This window comes from Calothrix sp. PCC 7507, assembly GCF_000316575.1.
Classification (GTDB): Bacteria; Cyanobacteriota; Cyanobacteriia; order Cyanobacteriales; family Nostocaceae; genus Fortiea.
On record NC_019682.1, the window covers coordinates 5307505 to 5327168 of the forward strand.

Genomic DNA, 19664 nt, shown 5'->3' on the forward strand with positions numbered 1-19664 from the left:
TTTCCACAGGAGGTGAATAAGAACTTTACCTGGTTCCCAGTACTTACTTTCAAAGGTGTTACAGGTTTAATTCTTGTACTTGACAGATGTAAACTACTTGGCCGATCCTTATTAATCAAGCTGCTTACTGACGGCTGATAGTTTGTGGCAGAAATCAATAGAATGGATTCATGGTGTTTACTTGTAAGTAGATAGCACCAATGCTGAATTTATCCTGGTGCTTTGCTACGTTCGCTGAAGGCGTTGGCGAAGCCATCGCTATTTTGTTGTAGAAACTTGGGAATATGTTAACCAAACGAAAAAGTCGCAGTGTTGCCGCTATTCTAGCTTTTTCTGGCACGCTGACAATTTCAGGATTACATAAGTTTTATTTGGGACAGCCTTTGTGGGGCTTGTTGTATGTTCTGCTGTCGTGGACTCCTATTCCTAAGGTAGCTAGCGCTATTGAGGGAGTTTGGTATTTAGCACTAGATGAAGAAGCTTTTGATCGGAATTTTAATCTGGGTAAGTCGCTAGTCAAACACTCACCACAGGTAGGTAATCAAGTACTAGTGGTGGCTGACGCTGTGCGTGAGTTAGATGCACTGCGTCAAGATGGACTGATTTCTGAGTACGAATTTGAGCAAAAACGCCGCCAGCTGCTAGACCAAATTTCTTGACGCAAATGAAAATGATGAACAACTGGCTACCTTTAAATCCCAAGTTGCAAAAACTCCGAAATCGGCTGCTCAATGACCCTTATTATCGGCTACAGTCTGGGGAAGAAATTGCAATGGCGATCAAACTGGGTATCCAGATTGATGCTAATCAAGCAACTGTGGATGATTGGTTACGCCTACCTGGTTTGTCAATTCACCAAGCGCGATCGCTTGTGGAACTTTCCCGCTCTGGTGTTAAATTTTATTGTGTTGAAGATATCGCTGTAGCTTTGGCGATACCCGTGCAGAGGCTAGAGCCGTTAAAGCCGCTGTTAAGCTTTATTTTCTATGACGAAGAATCTCTAATTAATCCTACGCAGATAGTTAACCCCAACACCGCCACGGTTGAGAAACTGGCGCAAGTACCATTTATTGATTTGTCTCTCGCTCAAGCGGTGGTGCAAAATCGTCTATCAGCTGGCCCATATGGTAATTTAGTTGATTTCCAGCGTCGGTTGTCGTTATCTGGTGATGCGATCGCACAGTTAATGTATTATCTCCGGTTCTAAAACGCTGAGTTCTACTCAAACCAAATTGTTAAAGCGAGTATCACCTTACCGCAAAAGACCTACTGTATCAGGACTTACGTACAACACAACGAAAGTAGCGGTAATTCATGTAGACGCGGAGCGGCTTCCTGCAGGGTATTACCGCTACGCAAGAATCAGGTTTTCGGTCACATCTTGCGTAAGTCCGATGTATTTTAAATAAACCCGATGCGATCGAGCGGCCAAAAGCGAAAGGCGGCGCGACCAATGATATGTTTTCTGGGTAAAAAGCCCCAATAACGGGAGTCATTACTATCGTTGCGGTTGTCTCCCATGACGAAAAATTCGTCTTCAGGGACTTTCACTGGGGGATAAGGATTATTTGGTGGTTCAGCAATATAATCTTCTTTTAAGGGTTGGCCGTTGAGATAAACTTTGCCGTTACTAACATTAATTACCTCTCCTGGTTCACCAATTACCCGCTTAATAAAGGCTTGGTCTTGAGGATATCCCCGGCGTTGCAGTTCTGCCGGTGGTTGAAAAACAATAATATCCCCAGTTGCGGGAGGATGGAAATGGTAGGAGATTTTTTCCACCACTAGGCGATCGCCTGTATGTAAAGTGGGCAACATGGAGTCAGAGGGGATAAAACGAGGTTCGGCAATAAAAGTCCGGATCAGGAATGCCAAAACCAAGGCGATCGCCACTAGAGTCAGATTTTCCTGCCAACCACGCCATGCTTTCGACGATGCAGGGGCTTCTTTAAGATCGCTGTTGTGAGGAGTCATAGAAATATTTAGCCAGTTAACAAAGTGGAACAAATGCTTTGATAATTTTGGTGCTAAAGCTATACTTGTAAACAAGTTAGGTTTAACGCCAACCTATACAAATATTAATAATACGGCTATCGCATCTACCAATTATAGGCAAAAGTTCGGAGAATAAAACACGGTTCGCTGAAGACGGTACAAGCTTAATATTAGGTGATCTGAAGGTATCATTAACAAACCTAATCTTAATTGCAGTGGTCTTAGGCGAGGCTTTTAGTAGGCTCTCAACTTCCTATATAAAAATATTCACCGACTGGTAATGCGATACAACCAGTCGGTTTTTTATTGGCTTGGGAATTCCTCTCCCACACCTCAAGCGATCGCCTAAACTGGGTAGAATTTTAAGGCGATCGCTATCTCTCAAATTTTTCACATGAGCAACATTCCCGAAGTTGGACAACCAGCGCCTGATTTCTCCACTCCTGACCAAAACGAAACCCTTCTCAGTCTGGGTGATTTTAGCAGTCAGTGGGTTGTGCTTTATTTTTACCCCAAAGATGACACCCCTGGCTGTACCACCGAAGCCAAAGACTTTACAGAGTTAAATCAAAAGTTCAGTGAACTGGGAGCCAAAATCTTAGGTGTGAGTCCAGATTCCGGGAAATCACATGGCAAATTTATCAACAAACATAACTTATCAATCACCCTCCTCAGTGACCCCGAACATTTGCTCACAGAAGCTTATGGCGCTTGGCGATTGAAAAAGTTTATGGGTAAAGAATATATGGGCGTGGCTCGGTCAACTTTTCTCATTGCGCCCAATAGAATTATTGCTTATACATGGCCAAATGTGAAAGTGAAAAGTCATGCTCAACAAGTCTTAACTAAACTACAGGAATTAGCAGCCACATCTCAAAGTGCTGAGTAATGAGTAATGAGTGCTGAGTAAAAATACTAGTCCCCAGTCCCCAGTCCCCAGTCCCCAGTCCCCAGTCCCCAGTCCCCAGTCCCTCTTTTATGAACGCTTTTAATACAAATTTCATTGGTGAAATACAACACTAACGCTACACTATTGGGATAAATATTTTACTTGCTGAAGCGATGAGCCTCTGCATAAGTCCCCTTTGTTCCAAACCTCAAAATCCTGACAATATCCTGTTTTGTCAAGCTTGTGGCTCAGAGTTGCTTCTAGAAGGTCGTTATCGGGTAATACACACACTAGGTGAGGGCGGCTTTGGTAAAACTTACGAGGTGAGCGAAGCTCGAAATAACATCCCAAAAGTTCTTAAAGTATTAATTAACAATCAACAAAAAGCAGTTGAACTATTTCAGCGAGAAGCAGAAGTTCTGAGCTTTCTCAATCATCCAGGGATTCCCAAAGTAGAAACGAACGCTTACTTCGTCTATTTTCCGAGAAATCGTCCAGAGCCACTACACTGCTTGGTGATGGAGAAAATTGAAGGTCTGGATTTGCAGGAGTACATCAGACAAAGAGAGAATCGCCCCATAGATCAAAAATTAGCTGTGCAATGGTTGAGTGAAATAGTAAATATCCTACAACAAGTACACAGTCAGAACTTTTTTCACCGAGATATCAAACCTTCCAATATTATGCTCAGAGCAGAAGGAGGTTTAGCACTGATTGATTTTGGCACAGCGCGGCAAGTCTCAGGAACTTACATGGCTAAACAGCCGCAAGGTCAGGTGACAGGAATTATTTCGGTAGGCTACACTCCACAAGAGCAATTGAATGGTCAAGCAGTACCACAATCTGATTTTTTTGCATTAGGACGCACATTTGTGTATCTGCTGACAGGGAAAGAACCCAATCACTCAGCAATTTATGACTCATACACTGATGAGTTGCGTTGGCGCAACTATGCTCCCCACATTTCGCCGCCTTTAGCAGATTTAATCGATCAGATGATGGCACGCTTTGCTGGTCAGCGACCAACAAATACGCAAGAAATTCTACAACGTTTGTCAGCAATTGACCGCCCTGAGATTAAACAGCCTCCTGAACCGCCTGTGATTGATCCTCCACCACCTCCAGATTATGAGTATGCAGGTTTTTGGAGAAGGTTAGTTGCAGACTTAATCGATCAAGTGATTTTAATTTTCAGCAGTGCCATCATTGCTTCTGGTTCTGTCAACGAAGTCTCAAGCTCATCAGCAGATCAAGATGCATTAGTTGGGTCTTTATTTATATTTATTTATATTTTTGTTGCGGCTGGATATGGACCTGGGCTAGAGTCTTCTTTGTTACAAGCAACAATTGGTAAAAAAATGATGGGTATTATTGTTACCAACCTCAATGGTAATAAAATATCCTTTGGTCAAGCTTTTGCTAGACATATTAGCAAGTTTATTTCATATCTAACCTTGGGTGTGGGCTACATAATGGTAGGCTTTACTCAAAAAAGACAAACCCTGCACGATCAAATAGCTGGTTGTTTAGTAGTTAAAAAACGTTAGGAGTAGAATTATGCAACCGCAATCACCGCAATACGCTGGTTTTTGGACAAGATTTTTAGCAGCCTTCATAGATGGAATTATCTTATATATTATTGGGGCGATCGTTGGCTTTATTTTTGGGTTCGTCTATGCTGCTGTTTTAAGAACCACTGAAGGTCTACAAGGTATCGCCTTCGTTTTGGGAGTTTTGATTGGCTGGCTTTATTATGCCTCAATGGAGAGTTCTGCTCAACAAGCTACCCTTGGTAAACAAGCATTGGGGATTATCGTCACTGATATTGATGGTAAACAAATCTCTTTTGCTAGGGCTACAGCTAGGCATTTTTCTAAGTGGATTTCTGCGATCATCTTACTGATTGGCTATATCTTGGCAGCGTTTACCGAGAAAAAACAAGCGCTGCACGATATGATTGCTGGTACTTTGGTGGTGAAGAAATAAGCTCGTCAGCAAACTTGCATTGCATATTGTAAGTAAGTGGGCACAATTAAACCTAACTATGTAGAGAAATGTAAACAAGACTCAAACCCTTTCTCCTATAGCAAGATTGCCTATCATTTGCGAGTGCTTGCTTTAATTACGCCGATTGTTAATAACCCAAGGCGATCGCTTGACGACTAAGAGGTTGTTTGAAAAGTCTCCTTCTATGTCATGCTGAGGAACGTTCCGCAAAGCTCCACTCAGAATGACAATTTATACCTGAAAAAACTTTTCAAACATCCTCTAAGCTCGACTTTATCCAAAGTTAAGAACTTGGTCTCCTTTAGTCGGCAAAAACCCTGGCTTTTGGTAAATACTTTTTCCACGTCACTGATTATCGATAAATTACAAAAACTAAACCTAGTATCCTATAGGACTAGTATTTGATTTTTGAAAAAATCTAAGTATCTGTAGGTAGGGCTATGCCAAGCAAAACCATGATACGGTGGGCATTGCCCACCCTACGTATATTTCAATCTTCAAATATTAGTCCTATACAAGGGTTTCGGCGTTGGGTTTTGGGCTGCGTAAAAATGAATAAAGTCGAGCTAAGATAGTCGCTACAAATACTTAGATTTGTTCACAAATCAAATACGAGTCCTATACTTGTATTCCGCCCACAGGGAAGTGATAATTAACGCTATTAGTTTTATCTAAAAGGTGGGGGAATTTTATGGTGCATAACTTTAAGGAACTGGCAAAACTTTACAAAAATGCACTCCTAAATAATGTCCTGCCATTTTGGGAAACACACTCGATTGATTGGGAGCAAGGTGGCTATTTCACTTGTCTTGATAGCCAGGGTAAAGTGTATGACACTGATAAATTTATCTGGCTACAAAATCGCCAATTATGGACTTTTTCCATGCTTTGTAACCAGTTAGAAAAACGAGAAACCTGGTTAAAAATTGCTAGCAACGGTGCGAATTTTCTGGCTCAACATGGCAGAGATACCGATGGTAACTGGTACTTTGCGCTAACCCGTGGAGGTCAGCCACTGGTTCAGCCCTATAATATTTTTTCTGATTGTTTTGCTGCAATGGCTTTTAGCCAATACGCCCTCGCCTCTGGTGAAGATTGGGCGAAGAGTGTAGCGATCGCCGCTTACAATAATGTTCTGCGTCGCCAGGATAACCCCAAGGGTAAGTATACAAAGACTTATCCAGGTACACGCCCCATGAAATCCTTAGCTGTGCCGATGATTTTAGCTAACTTAACTCTAGAAATGGAGTGGCTACTACCCAGTGAAACGTTAGAGAATGTCCTAGCTGCAACTGTTCAAGAAGTGATGACCGATTTTCTCGATCAAGAACGGGGGTTGATGTTTGAAAATGTTGCACCTGATGGTTCTCACATTGATTGTTTTGAAGGACGGTTAATTAACCCTGGTCATGGTATCGAAGCCATGTGGTTTATCATGGATATTGCCCGTCGTCGCCATGATACAAAAACAATTAACCAAGCTGTGGATGTGGTGTTAAATATCCTCAATTTTGCTTGGGATAGCGAGTATGGCGGGTTGTATTACTTTATGGATGTAAACAGTAATCCGCCGCAGCAATTGGAATGGGATCAAAAACTGTGGTGGGTTCATCTAGAGTCTTTGGTGGCGTTAGCGATCGCTTATCGTCTCACAAAGCGTGAGATATGCTGGGAGTGGTATCAAAAAATGCACGATTATGCTTGGCCGCATTTTGCCGATCCCCAACATGGTGAGTGGTTTGGCTACCTGAATCGACGTGGGGAAGTGCTGTTAAATCTCAAAGGCGGGAAATGGAAAGGCTGCTTTCACGTACCCCGTGCATTATACCTTTGTTGGCAGCAGTTTGAGGCGTTGAGTTCGGAGTCAGTTTAAAAGTTAAATTAAAAGCAGATATATGGGATAGATGTCTTATGGTTGTTACCCCCAAGCGATTCACCATTGACGAGTATCATCAACTGATTGAACTGGGTTTTCTCAAAGAGGGCGATCGCATCGAATTAATTCGCGGAGAACTGACCCAAATGGTAGCGAAAGGAACACCTCACACATTCTGTACAAACCGACTTTGTCGTCAATTAGATAGATTGTTAGGTGATAGAGCAGTTATTCGTGGACAAGATCCTATCACCTTGTCCAATCAAAGTGAGCCTGAGCCAGATGTTGTCATCGCACGCGGAACAGAAGAGGATTATCTTGCTCATCATCCCTATCCTCAAGATATTTTTTTGGTTATCGAAGTTTCAGACACAACGCTAAATTACGACCAAACAACGAAATTAGAACTTTATGCAGAAGCAGAAATTTCTCATTACTGGATAGTCAATTTGCTAGCCCGTCAACTTGAAGTTTACAGCCAACCCTATCAAAATGCTCAAGATGACTTTAACTATCTCAGCAAGCAAATTATTCTTCCTCACCAGTCAGTTTCCATTCCTGGTTTTGAAGATGTCTTATTAGAATTAAGTCGAATCTTTCCCAATTTGTAGAGACGGCGATTTATCGCGTCTCTCTAACCATCAAAATGAATTTGACAGACTAAACCCCATCCATTTTGAAACCAGGAGTAGGCATCTTGCCCGCTAATACCAACTGGGAGCAAGATGCTCCCACTACGATTCTGAAAATAGATGTGGTTTAGTATGGGCACGGCATTCAAAATATTTTCCTCCATCAAACAATATTATTGATGCCGTGCCCCTACAGCATATTACTCCGCGATAAATCTTTATCTAGCCGTATTTTCCTTGAGTTCACGAGCGCTTCTCTTCGCTGTGTCTGGGTACACTGAACCCAAGTCTTTTACAGCCTCTGCTGATTGTTTGCCAATTCTCTTAAGTCTTTCGCCAGGATCGCCTTTGGTTTCACGAGCTTCTTTATTCCACTCCCCCGTTGTTTTTGGTCTTTGGGAATCATCTTGATGTATCAAGTTGTCTACCTTCCTGGTTACAGCTTTGTTACTCCGGTCATAATCAACGTTTGCTGTTAGCACTACAAACCCAACTAGGGCAATTGCTAAAAAACGCTTTATCTGAAAACTGTTAATTATGGCATTGATGTGAGCAACTGCTCTAGAAATTAGATTTGTCATGATAAAACTCCGTTAGTTCATTCTCAATACTTTTCATGATTTCAGGATTTGATTGACTCGTTTCCAGCACAGTTTAGTGATGAAATTGAGTAAATAAATAACTCATTTTCAAGTTAATTTAGATATCCTGAACCCAAATTCAGAATAGCTATAAATAAACTCATTTTTCCTCTAACATAAGTCGTAGCTTAGTTATGAACAAGAGATATTTTTATAAATCCTGGTTTGTATTAGTGAAAACTTAAATTCTTTCCAGAGACAACAAAATCTCTATGTTAAGTATGATGCGATGTCTGACTATAAGCTCTTCTTATAACTTTTGTGCTGGCGCTCGATAGCGATCAACACTACGTTAGTCATCTGCTGTAGGCGATCGCACAATCTGCAACACTTATATACAGACCTGATGCGATACTTACGCTACGATATCCCCTAATTGCCTTTGTGCAATATATGTGGGGAGTAAGGTCTAAAACGAATATGACAGAAGATATTAAAGCACAGGCTACGGACAATCTAGTTGCTATTGCCAATCAATTCACGCTGCAAGGGAAAGCGACAGATATACAAGGTTTTGGCAACGGTAATATAAATGATACTTTCTTGGTAACGTTAGATTCTGTAGACGAAAAGCATTTTGTCTTGCAACGTATTAATACGCAGGTGTTTCGTCAGCCTCAACTCGTCATGCAGAATATGCGTACTTACACAGAGCATGTTCAAAAGCGATTGCAAAATACTCCCCTTAACCGCCGTTGGGAAGTCCCCCGCGTATTATTAACCAAAGATAACCAGGATTGCTGCACAGATGCGGTTGGCTCTTTTTGGCGTGCAATTAGCTTTATTGAAGGCTCCCAGTCCTTTGAGACATTGCAAGATACTTCACGCGCTCGTGAAGTCGGCTATGCTTTGGGTACATTCCACAATCTGATCAGCGACTTACCCTCAGAAAACTTGGCTGACACGTTGGTAGGGTTTCATATTACGCCACGCTACCTGCAACACTACAACGAAGTTTTAGCGAAAACTCGCTTGCACACATCCCCAGACGTTAATTATTGCCAGCAATTTGTGAGCGATCGCCAAACCTTTGCACATATCCTAGAAGATGCCAAAACTACAGGTAAGTTACCTCTGCGGTTAATGCACGGCGATCCTAAAATCAACAATGTCATGTTTGACACCACCACCCAGCAAGCTGTTAGCGTCATCGACCTCGATACTGTTAAACCTGGGTTAGTACATTATGATATTGGCGACTGTTTGCGATCGGGTTGCAATCCTGCGGGAGAGGAAACACAGCAGTGGGAAGGTGTCTACTTTGAGCCTGATCTTTGCCAAAGTATACTCCAAGGTTATCTGTCTGTTGCCAAAGCTTTTCTCACGGAAAATGACTATATCTATATATATGATGCCATTCGTCTGATTACCTTTGAGTTGGGCTTAAGATTTTTTGCCGATTATTTAGCAGGGAATGTCTACTTTAAAGTCAAATATCCAGAACACAACTTAACAAGGGCGATCGTTCAATTTAAACTCACCGAGAGTATAGAATCTCAAGAAACCAGAATTCGTACCATCATTCAGGAAATGAAATAAATTTCTGGCGTTGCTGAATTAAAGGAAAAAGATTTCACGCAGAGTCGCGGAGGCACAGAGAGTAAGAGTTTGAGATATTAAATTTTCACTTGGATACACAGACAATTTATCGGCGGTTAAAAACTCCAATTTCTCACTTTTGCCGACAATCTCATGAACGAACAGACATTTTCTTTGCAACCTTTCCCATTTTCCCCAGCAGAACCTGATCTGAAGATAGTGGGAAGCATCTCCCGCAACGCAAATCTACTGGTGATCAATTATCTGCTTCTTGGCGATATTAAAAAAGTGGCGATCGCTCCACCATCAGACACCCCAGCGCGAAAACATCAACTCTGGGCAAATACTTGTTTTGAGTTCTTTATTGGTGTGAAAAATTCCCCTCAATATTGGGAATTCAACCTCTCTCCCACTGGAAAATGGAATGTCTATCGCTTTGATGGGTATCGTCAAGGAATGCAAGAGGAGACTGCTTTTGCCGCACTGCCATTTAGTGTCCAACATTTTTCAGACAGTTTAGCGATCGCTCTTAATGTTAATTTAGCTCAAATCATTCCACCAGAAAACCCCGTAGAAGTTGCCATCACCACCGTCATCAAGCACACAGATGGTGAATTAACTTACTGGGCCTTAACTCATCCAGGCACAGAAGCTGATTTTCACCAACGAGATAGTTTCACCATTGAATTGTGAATTTGTCATTGGTCAACAGTCATCAATCAGTCATTCTGCCCCATCTTTTCTGTATCCTTTGTTACTTTTACCTAAAATAGGATGCTTGATGACAAAGGGCTAAGTGTCTACGTATTGTGACAAAACCCCTATCTTAGCCTATTAATTTGATAATTTTTCAGGCGTTCGCATTCCTTAACTGAAAGAATTACTGATAAATAAAAATTTATTGTGTAAAAATATCACAGTACAAACCTATTACCTCACCACCACCAAAGACAAACTCACCTACTTCATCGTTTACCGATGTGTCTCCCGCCACGAAGTAAAAAAAAGCTCATCCAACCCTCATAATTCCGACGATAAAAAACCAACCGATGCGTGCTAAGTTTTAAATCCATCGTCTTGCGTTCGCGCTTTAGCCCATGCATTTGCACTATTTACACCCCCAACATCTTGAGGAATTAGTCAAGAGCAGTGGCATAGATTTACACATGGTGAGACTGAATTTTCTGTCTCTCCAAGGCATAAATGCTTATGAATATCTGCTGATTTCTGAACTACTTCCCCGGAACAACACCGGAATGGTCAAAGGTGGGTGGTTACAGCGTTACGCCCATATCACTGAAGGCGGTTGGTGGTGTTCTGGACTAGACCCCTTGAATAATTGGCAAATCATGGAATGGGGATGTTTTAAGCCAAACCAACCCCGACAAAATAACAACGGCAAGTCCATCAAATACGAACATCCCCCCAGCACACCAACGCGGGTGTTTTGTCTGCGAGTCCCGCTGCATATTTGGCAGCAAGTCGCCCAGCGTTACCATCTCGCCATGCCCAACAATATCAGCATTGCCCCCAATGGCGAAGCTGTAGGCTTTTGGCAATGGGTGATAGAACAGAACATTCCCGTCGTAATTTGTGAGGGCGTAAAAAAAGCCGCAGCGCTATTAACACAAGGATATGCAGCCGTTGGGATTCCCGGAATTACCAGTGGCTATCGAGTCATCAAAGATGAATTTGGTAAAGTCACCCGTCGTCAGCTAATTCCCGACTTGGCGATGTTCGCTATGCAAAAGCGCAATTTTTATATTTGCTTTGATTTTGAAACTAAACCCAAAACAATAGCCGCAGTTAATAATGCCATTTCCCAACTTGGCTTTTTGTTTCAAGAAAAAAATTGTGCTGTCAAAGTCATTGAACTTCCAGGATTAGAAAAAGGCGTTGATGAGTTTATTATTGCCCAAGGTGCAAATAATTTCGATAAAGTTTATCGGCAAAGTGTTGATTTAGAAATTTACCTTGCCCAAACCAAACCACATACAGAATTAACTATTCCTGCTGCCCTCACCGTCAACTGTCCATATTTAGGAGAAATCCCATTTCCCACCTCCGGCTTAGTTGGAGTCAAATCAGCAAAAGGCACAGGTAAAACTACAGGATTAAAAGTTGTTGTTAATCAAGCAAAAACCAGAAATCAACCAGTTTTATTAATTACACATAGAATCCAGTTAGGGCGGTTTTTATGCGAAAAAATCGGCATTAACTGGGGAATATCTCAACAAGAGAGAGATACTTTTAACCAATTCCCTATTCCCCGTCGGTTGAGCGGAGTCGAAACCCATCCCCCGTCCCCCATTCCCAAATCTTTCGGTTTATGCGTTGATTCAATTTGGAAACTCAACCCAGAAGATTGGCAAGGAGCAATAATAATCCTAGATGAAGTAGAGCAGTCTTTATGGCATCTGCTCAATAGCAATACTTGTAAACAAAAGCGCATCAAAATCTTAAAAATATTTCAACAATTAATCACCACAGTATTAACAACTGGAGGATTAGTCATTGCCCAGGATGCAGATTTATCAGATGTTTCCCTAGAATATTTACAGGGTTTATCCGGCATTAAACTAACGCCTTGGGTGGTTTTAAATCAGTGGCAACCACAGCGAGGCTGGGATGTAACTTTTTATGATTCTCCTAATCCCACGCCGCTAATTCACCAACTAGAATTAGATTTAATTGCCGGACGCAAATGTTACGTCACAACTGATAGCCGCACTGGGCGTTACAGTTGTGAAACTATTGAACGTTACCTCAAAGAACGTTTAGCAAAATTGCGGCGACAATTTCCTCATACCCTAGTGATTAGCAGCCATACTACAAATACACCAGGACACGCCGCAGTGGATTTTGTTGCAGCTATTAATCAAAAAATTATTGAATATGACACAGTTTTTGTCACTCCTAGTATTGGAACAGGAATTAGTATAGATGTTCAACACTTCGACCGAGTTTATGGCATTTTTCAAGGAGTAATTCCAGATTCAGAAGCACGACAGGCACTAGCCAGAGTTAGAGATGATGTGCCGCGTGTCGTCTGGTGTGCCAAGCGGGGTATTGGCTTAATAGGCAGTGGTAGTACAAATTATCGTTTGCTATCGCATTGGTATCAAGAAAACCAAAAAGATAACTTAGCTTTACTCAGTCCTTTACATAAAATAGATGTAGATTTGCCGTTAGTTTATGACCCAATTCACTTGCGAACTTGGGCAAAGTTATCCGCCAGAGTCAATGCTTCCATTCGCTTCTACCGTCAATCTTTACAAGATGGCTTAATTGCTGATGGTCATCAAATTTGGACACGAAGTAATGCTGTTCACAATAACATTATTCGCGACTTAAGACTGGCATTTTTTGCCGCAGATCCCCAGGATTTAGCAACCCGTAAAAGGTTAATTTTGGAAATTGTCCAAGTTAAAAAAGATTGGGAACAAAGCCGCCAAAAAGCCAAAGAAATTAAACGTAAAATGCGAGATATTAAGCTGCAAAATCAATTAGCAGCAGCCACTGCTGTAGCTAAAGCTAGAGATATTGAATATATAGAATATGATCAGCTATTAACCAAGCATTCTCTGACTGATGAAGAGCGTAACCAAATCCATAAATATGTCCTCAGACAAAGGTATGGTATTACGGTTACTCCTCTACTAAAATTGCAAGACGAAAAAGGATATTATGGACAATTATTAACTCACTATTATCTCACCCATGAAAGCGAGTATTTTCATGTCCGAGATCAGCAAGAATGGCATCAACAATTATCTTGGGGTGATGGTCAAGTTTTCCTTCCAGATTTAAAAACTTATACTCTGAAAGTTGAGGCAATGCGAGCATTAGGAATGCTACAGTTTCTGGAACAGGATCGAAAATTTACTGTAAATGATGCAGATTTAATTCTTTTAAGAAATCTAGCTTCGCACAATAGTAAACATATTAAAAGAGTACTCGGTATTAATTTTGTGATAGAAAACGAGCGTGTTTCAATAATTACAATTCTCAGCCGACTGTTAAATTTGTTAGGCTTGAAGCTAAAGCGGGTGAATGATGTTTACCAAATCGATCCTGAAACGCTTTATGATAGTAGAGAAATAATATTTAAAACTTGGCAGCAACGAGATGAGTTGATGTTAGCTCACCTCAAGAATGTTAGCGGTGAAATTAGAAATATTTCTCTTGTTGATTATTCATCACAAAGGAATTCATTCGCTCTACAAACTTAGTACATTTTTGCAAAAAGAATACGACAGATACATCTGTAGGCATGGGGAAACCCCGCCCTTCAAGATAATCCATGTGTCGCAAACATTATTTGAATTGGTATTAGAAGTCCGATTTAAATCGAATAAGGCTCTAGAATCAAGGTTTACCATTATAGTGGTTCTCGATCGAATTCAATACTTCGGCTCCTTACCCTGCGGGAACGATTCCGCTACCTCGGCTCCGCTCGGCACAAGTCAAGGCAAGCCGCTCAGTAACCATACAAGGGATGGGGAAACCCTGCCCTCGACTGTATGTCACTGAGAACCGCTATAAAAACGTTGTTGGGGAATGGGGATCATTGCCAATGCTCCCTGCCCCATTCCCATCCCTCAAAAAAAGGTAAAGTAACTATGTTAAGGCGCTTAAGTATAATTCTGACTGCTGCTATACTCTGGCAGTTTAACAGTTCGCTGACGTTGGCACAGAGTCAAAAGCCCAGCCAAGCAGATAAATATCCTCCTACCCCACTAGAAATAGTTGTACCTGATCCGCTGCTACCACCTTTAATCAATAAACAACAGTTATCTCCTGATGAATTACAAACATTGGAGGTAGAACTGGATAAGTTGAGTGAAACTGCTGAGGCTAAACTGCAAGCTGGAGATAAATTAGCTGCGTTTGATATTTGGAATCGGGAACTAAGGTTACGGCGCTTTTTAGGTTCATTAGCTGAGGTGCAGGCACTGTCACGGGTAGGTGCGATCGCCTCTAATGAAAACGATCGCCAGGAGATATTTTATATTACACAGCGATTGCAAGCGATTCAGAAACAGGTAGTATCCTCAAAAAATGCTGATTTAGAAGTATTGCGATCGCTTGGTGAAGCTTATCAAAAAGTGCGATCGCCTCAACTGGCTCTAGACGCTTATAATCAAGTTCTGGCAATAGTCCGACAGCAACAAGATGCAGACGCAGAAGTATCAACCCTCAAGAAAATTGGGGAATTACATCTGAGTTGGTTCGATTACCCCAAAGCTGCTGCTAGTTACCAAGAATTATTGGGTTTAGCTGCTGCCAAAAGCGATCGCCTTTTGCAGGTATCATACCTGCAACAACTAGCTTATATTTATGAAGAAGGCAAAGATTACCAGCAATCTATCAATATCCAGGGTAAGCTAGCAGAGATTTATTTAAGTGAAAATGATCAGACCCAATTACCCAAATTAAAGTTAGCGATCGCCTCCAATTACGAATCACTAGCCAAAGAAAATCCTACTTTACTACAAGAAGCTTTCAAATACTATCAAGAGGCTTACAGCACTGCTTGGCAATTAGAGCAATACGTTAATGCTAGTGAAGCCTTACAGAAGTTAATTACATTGTACCGTTCTCAAGGACAAATCGATGAAGCCTTGCAAACTGGACAAATCCTTGTAGAGACAGAGACACGGGCAGTTAACTTTTACGGAATCATGCAAGCCTACGACCAAATTGGGCAAATTTATCTAGGACGCAAACAATATCCCGAAGCACTAACAGCCTTTCAAAAAGGATTAGAGTTAGCACAACAAATCAAGCATGAAGAAGCATACTTTAATCAGCAGATTGAAAAAGTATCAAAAGCCAATCTGTAATTCGATGCAGTTCAGATACATAGCAGTTTTAAATCGCAGAGCCAGTAGGGGCGGGGTTTCCCCGCCCTTGATTGTAGAGTTTCCCCGCCTCTCTTAATATTGCATCCAACCGAAAAACGCTATATTGGCGTGACGAGACTAAGTAAGTTGGCGAGAATAAACCAAACTATATTACGAAACATAAACAGGCTTAAAAACCTTAGCAATGACAAACTCCACCAGTTAGCTTTATTTGCGTCGCCCTACTTATTTTAAGTGAAACCCAACACAATGTTAGGTTAAAGCTGGGTTTCACTACCTTCAACTAGCCTAATTATTCGGCGGTATCTGTTCCGGTGGTGCTTCCGCTGGGGGAGCAAGTACCGCATCCGGTGCAATTTCCTCAACAGGAATCGGTGTTTTATCCTGAACCGCAGCATCTGCTTGCGCTGCTTCCACTAATTCAGCCGGTGGGGGATTTGGTGGAATTGCGGCTAGTGGACTCTCGATTGTTGATGCGGTGTTGGTAGTAACAGCTGGTTCTTCTGTTACGGGAGTAGTGTTATCGATAATCTCAACAGCAGGCTCCTCCGTCAGCACGGAGGTAATATCTTCAGGTTTAAGGGTTGTTGGTGTCTTTTTACCCCCAGCCTGTTGCACCTTGTCTTTCACGCCACTGAAGGTGCTACTAACACTTTGTTGCAACTGGGCCAGCCGTTGCTGGAGAGACAACTTATTTACCTGCTGCTGAATCGAAGTCTTCACTAACTCGGGACTAGGTACTTGGGTTTGTTGTGTCTGTGGGGTTACTTGTCGGCGTAATGAAAGAGTTTGCCAACCAAACCACCACAAAAGAGCGACACTAGCTATATGACCCAGCAAAAGACCTCCAGTAATGCGTGGTGCAAATACCCATAAGACTAAAGCATAAAATAACCCTATACCACTCCAGATAAAGTCATTCTTACGATGGATTTCTGGGAAAAAGAAAGCTGCTAAGTAAATGGCTAAACTACCAATACCCACTGCCAAAGCTAGGATATATGCCAACATTTTTTGGTTACTCCTTTAACGAGGGGTTGGGGATTGGGGACATAACGACCGGCTCAGTGCATCGCTGGGGATTGAGGAATTGGGGATTTAGTCTTTCAGAAGAAAAACTAATTTGGTGAACTAAATTCCTTCCTAGTCCCCAGTCCCCACCCCCTAGTCCCCAATCCTTCAACTATACAATTTTGCAAACTTTGCCAGACAATTGTTGATTTAGATACAAATTAAAACTAATTATCTGTGTTAGTTGTGGATTTCTGTCTTTTAGATCAACTCTTAATGTCTTCTTTAGGAGAGAACCTAAAATCTCGGATTACCCTAAAGGTAAAAGAATCTGCAAGAGTTAGCCAAACATAGTTTATGACCCTACAAAGCTTTGGTGTGATTGGTTTAGCCGTTATGGGCGAGAATATCGCTCTAAACGTCGAGCGTAATGGCTTCCCAATTGCAGTTTACAATCGCTCCCGTGAAAAAACTGATGCCTTCGTAGCACAGCGTGCTGGAGGACGGAACGTTGTAGCCTCCTTTACCCTAGAAGACTTTGTCGCTTCATTGGAACGTCCCCGCAAAATCCTTGTCATGGTGCAAGCTGGTAAACCAGTTGATGCGGTGATTCAGCAGCTAAAACCTTTGTTAGATGAAGGTGATATCATCATTGATGGTGGCAACTCTTGGTTTGAAGATACAGAACGGCGGACTCAAGAGTTAGAACCCCTGGGATTCCGGTTTCTCGGTATGGGTGTCAGTGGCGGTGAAGAAGGGGCGCTAAATGGCCCATCACTTATGCCAGGTGGTACACAAAGTTCTTACGAGTATCTCTCACCAATTTTTAACAAAATTGCTGCTCAAGTAGATGACGGCCCTTGCGTAACATATATTGGCCCTGGTGGTTCTGGTCACTATGTCAAAATGGTACACAACGGTATTGAGTATGGCGATATGCAGCTAATTGCTGAAGCCTACGACTTACTGAAAAATGCCGCTGGACTCGATCATAATCAGCTACATGAGGTGTTTACAGAATGGAACACCACAGACGAACTAAATTCGTTTTTGATTGAGATTACATCCAATATCTTCCCTTACATTGACCCTGATACCAAGCTACCCTTGGTTGATTTGATTGTTGATGCAGCCGGTCAAAAGGGAACTGGACGTTGGACTGTACAAACTGCTTTGGAATTAGGTGTTTCTATTCCCACTATCACAGCAGCAGTGAATGCACGGATTATCTCTTCCATTAGAGATGAACGGATAGCGGCATCTAAGCAGCTCACAGGCCCCAGTGGCAAGTATGATGGCTCTACCAAAGAGTTTATCAACAAAGTCCGGGATGCTCTCTACTGCTCCAAGATTTGTTCTTACGCTCAAGGAATGGCGCTGCTATCTACTGCTTCCAAGACCTATAATTGGAATCTGACTTTGGGCGAATTGGCGCGGATTTGGAAAGGTGGTTGTATTATTCGCGCTGGCTTTTTGAATAAGATTAAGAAGGCTTTTGACGAAAATCCAGCATTGCCTAACTTGCTATTAGCCCCCGAATTTAAGCAGACAATCCTTGATAGACAAACAGCTTGGCGGGAAGTGATTATCACAGCCGCAAAACTGGGAATTCCAGTACCAGCATTTAGTGCATCTTTGGACTATTTTGACAGCTATCGCACCGCTCGCTTGCCTCAAAACCTGACTCAAGCACAACGCGACTACTTCGGCGCACATACCTACCTGCGTACCGATAAGCCTGGAAGTTTCCACACCGAATGGGTTCCTATTACTGAATCTAAGAAGTAGACTGAAGTCTGAAGTATGAAGTCTGAAGTTTGAAGTTTGAAGTATGAAATTCAAAAAAATTCAAAGTTTTTGATTTTTTGCTTACGAAACACCCCCGTGGATTGTTTTTTCATCCCTCATCCTTTAGGCTTCATCCTTCTTCCGTAAACCTTCACGCCTCTACATAATTGGCATTTTGTGAAATTTAAAAGTGGCTCTGAGTTTCAGGGTCACTTTTTTTTGTCATTTGTCATTTGTCATTAATTATTTCTCCCTCATCTTCCCAGTCCCCATTCCCCATTCCCTATTCCCCATGCCCCAAATATTTGGCTTTTAATTCTTCTAGTTCTATATCTATTTGGCTTTTGCTAGTAGGCTGAGACTTTGGGGTTTGGGAGGGTGGTTGAATATTTTTTTGAGATTTGCCACCGATGAGAAATTGTGTTTTCATTTCTTCTAATTCCAGATCAATTTGACTGGTGCTTTTTGTGACAACTACAGGTGTAGAAATCGGCGTTGGCTGAATAACAGGTTTTGCTGATGTGGCGACTACGGTTGAATTGTGATTTAAATCTTTGAGGACTTCATCGGCTGTTTGATAACGCCGTATGGGGATACTTTCTAACATTTTGTTAAGGATATGAATCAACTCCTTACTTACTGGAGCTTTTACATGTTGCTGCCAAATCCAAGTATCATTATTAATATCATAAGAATCGAAGGGCGATCGCTCAGTTAATAACCGAATACAAGTAGCACCTAAACTATAGATATCACTAGCAAAAATCGCCCGCCCTCTCATTTGTTCTGGTGCAACATATTCAGGACTACCAATACTTGTGCCAGTTTGATTTACAGCAGTGCTAGCTACTGATTTAGATGCACCAAAATCTACTAGTACCAGTTTGCTATCTTTCACGCGCAAAATAATATTTTCTGGCTTAATATCACGGTGAATTACTTGTCTGGCATGACAAAATTGCAGTACTGCTAATAAATCATTGAGCAACTGTCGTATTTGTGTTTCGTTAAATGCTCCCTTTTGTGCTGACTCCTGGGCTAAATTTTGCCCGTCGATAAATTCTTGTACAAGATACTGTCTGTCATCTTGGGTAAAATATGCCAGCAGTTCCGGTATTTGGGGATGTTTACCCAATTCATCCAACTGCACCGCTTCTTGGGTAAATAACTCCACAGCTTTTGCCAGGGTGTTCGTGCCTTGGGCTTGGGGATAAAATTGTTTAATCACACAGCGTGGTTTTGAGGGTTTATCCTCATCCACAGCTAAAAAGGTTCTGCCAAAACCACCTTGTCCTATCGGTTTGATAGCACGGTAGCGTTCTTTGAGGTGTAATTTGGAACCACAACTTAGGCAAAACTTGCCATCATGAAGATTTTCAGGTTTTGGACAATGGGGATTAAGGCAGTAACTCATTATTA

At 41.8% G+C, this 19664-nt stretch carries 16 protein-coding genes; 12 read left to right on the forward strand and 4 right to left on the reverse strand.

The genetic code is table 11. The annotated features are described in order from the left end of the window. The first annotated feature begins 284 nt into the window (after positions 1–284). On the forward strand, positions 285–659 hold the full coding sequence (locus tag CAL7507_RS22745; protein WP_015130835.1) for an NINE protein: 375 nt from the start codon (positions 285–287) through the stop codon (positions 657–659). Positions 660–673: 14 nt separating this feature from the next. Continuing rightward, complete coding sequence (locus CAL7507_RS22750) at positions 674–1207, forward strand: ComEA family DNA-binding protein (protein ID WP_042341488.1); 534 nt, start codon at positions 674–676, stop codon at positions 1205–1207. Positions 1208–1401: 194 nt separating this feature from the next. Here CAL7507_RS22750 and lepB read toward each other — a convergent pair whose 3' ends face one another. Continuing rightward, positions 1402–1974, reverse strand: a complete 573-nt coding sequence (lepB, locus tag CAL7507_RS22755; RefSeq protein WP_015130837.1) for a signal peptidase I — start codon at positions 1972–1974, stop codon at positions 1402–1404. Between the two features lie 415 nt (positions 1975–2389). Here lepB and bcp point away from each other — a divergent pair, with 415 nt between their 5' ends. The 5 genes from bcp to CAL7507_RS22780 all read left to right on the forward strand — a co-directional run bounded on the left by bcp (position 2390) and on the right by CAL7507_RS22780 (position 7378). Continuing rightward, a complete protein-coding gene (bcp, locus tag CAL7507_RS22760) occupies positions 2390–2884 on the forward strand; it encodes a thioredoxin-dependent thiol peroxidase (protein ID WP_015130838.1) in 495 nt (164 codons plus the stop codon). A gap of 173 nt (positions 2885–3057) precedes the next feature. Beyond that, on the forward strand, positions 3058–4431 hold the full coding sequence (locus CAL7507_RS22765) for an RDD family protein (RefSeq protein ID WP_015130839.1): 1374 nt from the start codon (positions 3058–3060) through the stop codon (positions 4429–4431). Positions 4432–4441: 10 nt separating this feature from the next. Further along, a complete protein-coding gene (locus tag CAL7507_RS22770; RefSeq protein ID WP_015130840.1) occupies positions 4442–4870 on the forward strand; it encodes an RDD family protein in 429 nt (142 codons plus the stop codon). Between the two features lie 712 nt (positions 4871–5582). Then, positions 5583–6764: an AGE family epimerase/isomerase gene (locus tag CAL7507_RS22775; RefSeq protein ID WP_015130841.1), complete on the forward strand. Its 1182-nt coding sequence runs from the start codon at positions 5583–5585 to the stop codon at positions 6762–6764. Between the two features lie 38 nt (positions 6765–6802). Continuing rightward, on the forward strand, positions 6803–7378 hold the full coding sequence (locus CAL7507_RS22780; RefSeq protein ID WP_015130842.1) for a Uma2 family endonuclease: 576 nt from the start codon (positions 6803–6805) through the stop codon (positions 7376–7378). Between the two features lie 239 nt (positions 7379–7617). On the opposite strand, the gene CAL7507_RS22785 is transcribed toward CAL7507_RS22780, so the two are convergent. Next, the gene (locus CAL7507_RS22785) at positions 7618–7980 is read right to left on the reverse strand and encodes a hypothetical protein (protein ID WP_015130843.1); all 363 of its coding nucleotides are present in this window, start codon (positions 7978–7980) and stop codon (positions 7618–7620) included. Positions 7981–8460: 480 nt separating this feature from the next. Here CAL7507_RS22785 and CAL7507_RS22790 point away from each other — a divergent pair, with 480 nt between their 5' ends. The 4 genes from CAL7507_RS22790 to CAL7507_RS22805 all read left to right on the forward strand — a co-directional run bounded on the left by CAL7507_RS22790 (position 8461) and on the right by CAL7507_RS22805 (position 15425). After that, positions 8461–9579, forward strand: coding sequence for a phosphotransferase enzyme family protein (locus CAL7507_RS22790; protein ID WP_015130844.1), 1119 nt, complete (start codon positions 8461–8463; stop codon positions 9577–9579). Between the two features lie 153 nt (positions 9580–9732). After that, positions 9733–10272, forward strand: a complete 540-nt coding sequence (locus CAL7507_RS22795) for a DOMON-like domain-containing protein (RefSeq protein ID WP_015130845.1) — start codon at positions 9733–9735, stop codon at positions 10270–10272. A 404-nt stretch (positions 10273–10676) separates the two neighbouring features. Further along, positions 10677–13811, forward strand: coding sequence for a plasmid replication protein, CyRepA1 family (locus tag CAL7507_RS22800; protein WP_015130846.1), 3135 nt, complete (start codon positions 10677–10679; stop codon positions 13809–13811). Positions 13812–14201: 390 nt separating this feature from the next. Continuing rightward, positions 14202–15425, forward strand: coding sequence for a lipopolysaccharide assembly protein LapB (locus tag CAL7507_RS22805; protein ID WP_015130848.1), 1224 nt, complete (start codon positions 14202–14204; stop codon positions 15423–15425). 309 nt (positions 15426–15734) lie between these two features. Here CAL7507_RS22805 and CAL7507_RS22810 read toward each other — a convergent pair whose 3' ends face one another. Then, positions 15735–16457 carry a Ycf66 family protein gene (locus CAL7507_RS22810; RefSeq protein ID WP_015130849.1) on the reverse strand — a complete coding sequence of 241 codons (723 nt, stop codon included), beginning with the start codon at positions 16455–16457 and terminating at the stop codon, positions 15735–15737. 357 nt (positions 16458–16814) lie between these two features. Here CAL7507_RS22810 and gndA point away from each other — a divergent pair, with 357 nt between their 5' ends. Continuing rightward, a complete protein-coding gene (gene gndA / locus CAL7507_RS22815; RefSeq protein WP_015130850.1) occupies positions 16815–18245 on the forward strand; it encodes an NADP-dependent phosphogluconate dehydrogenase in 1431 nt (476 codons plus the stop codon). 283 nt (positions 18246–18528) lie between these two features. On the opposite strand, the gene CAL7507_RS22820 is transcribed toward gndA, so the two are convergent. Continuing rightward, entirely contained in the window at positions 18529–19659 is a 1131-nt protein-coding gene (locus tag CAL7507_RS22820) for a serine/threonine-protein kinase (protein ID WP_015130851.1), read from the reverse strand. Positions 19660–19664: the final 5 nt, after the last annotated feature.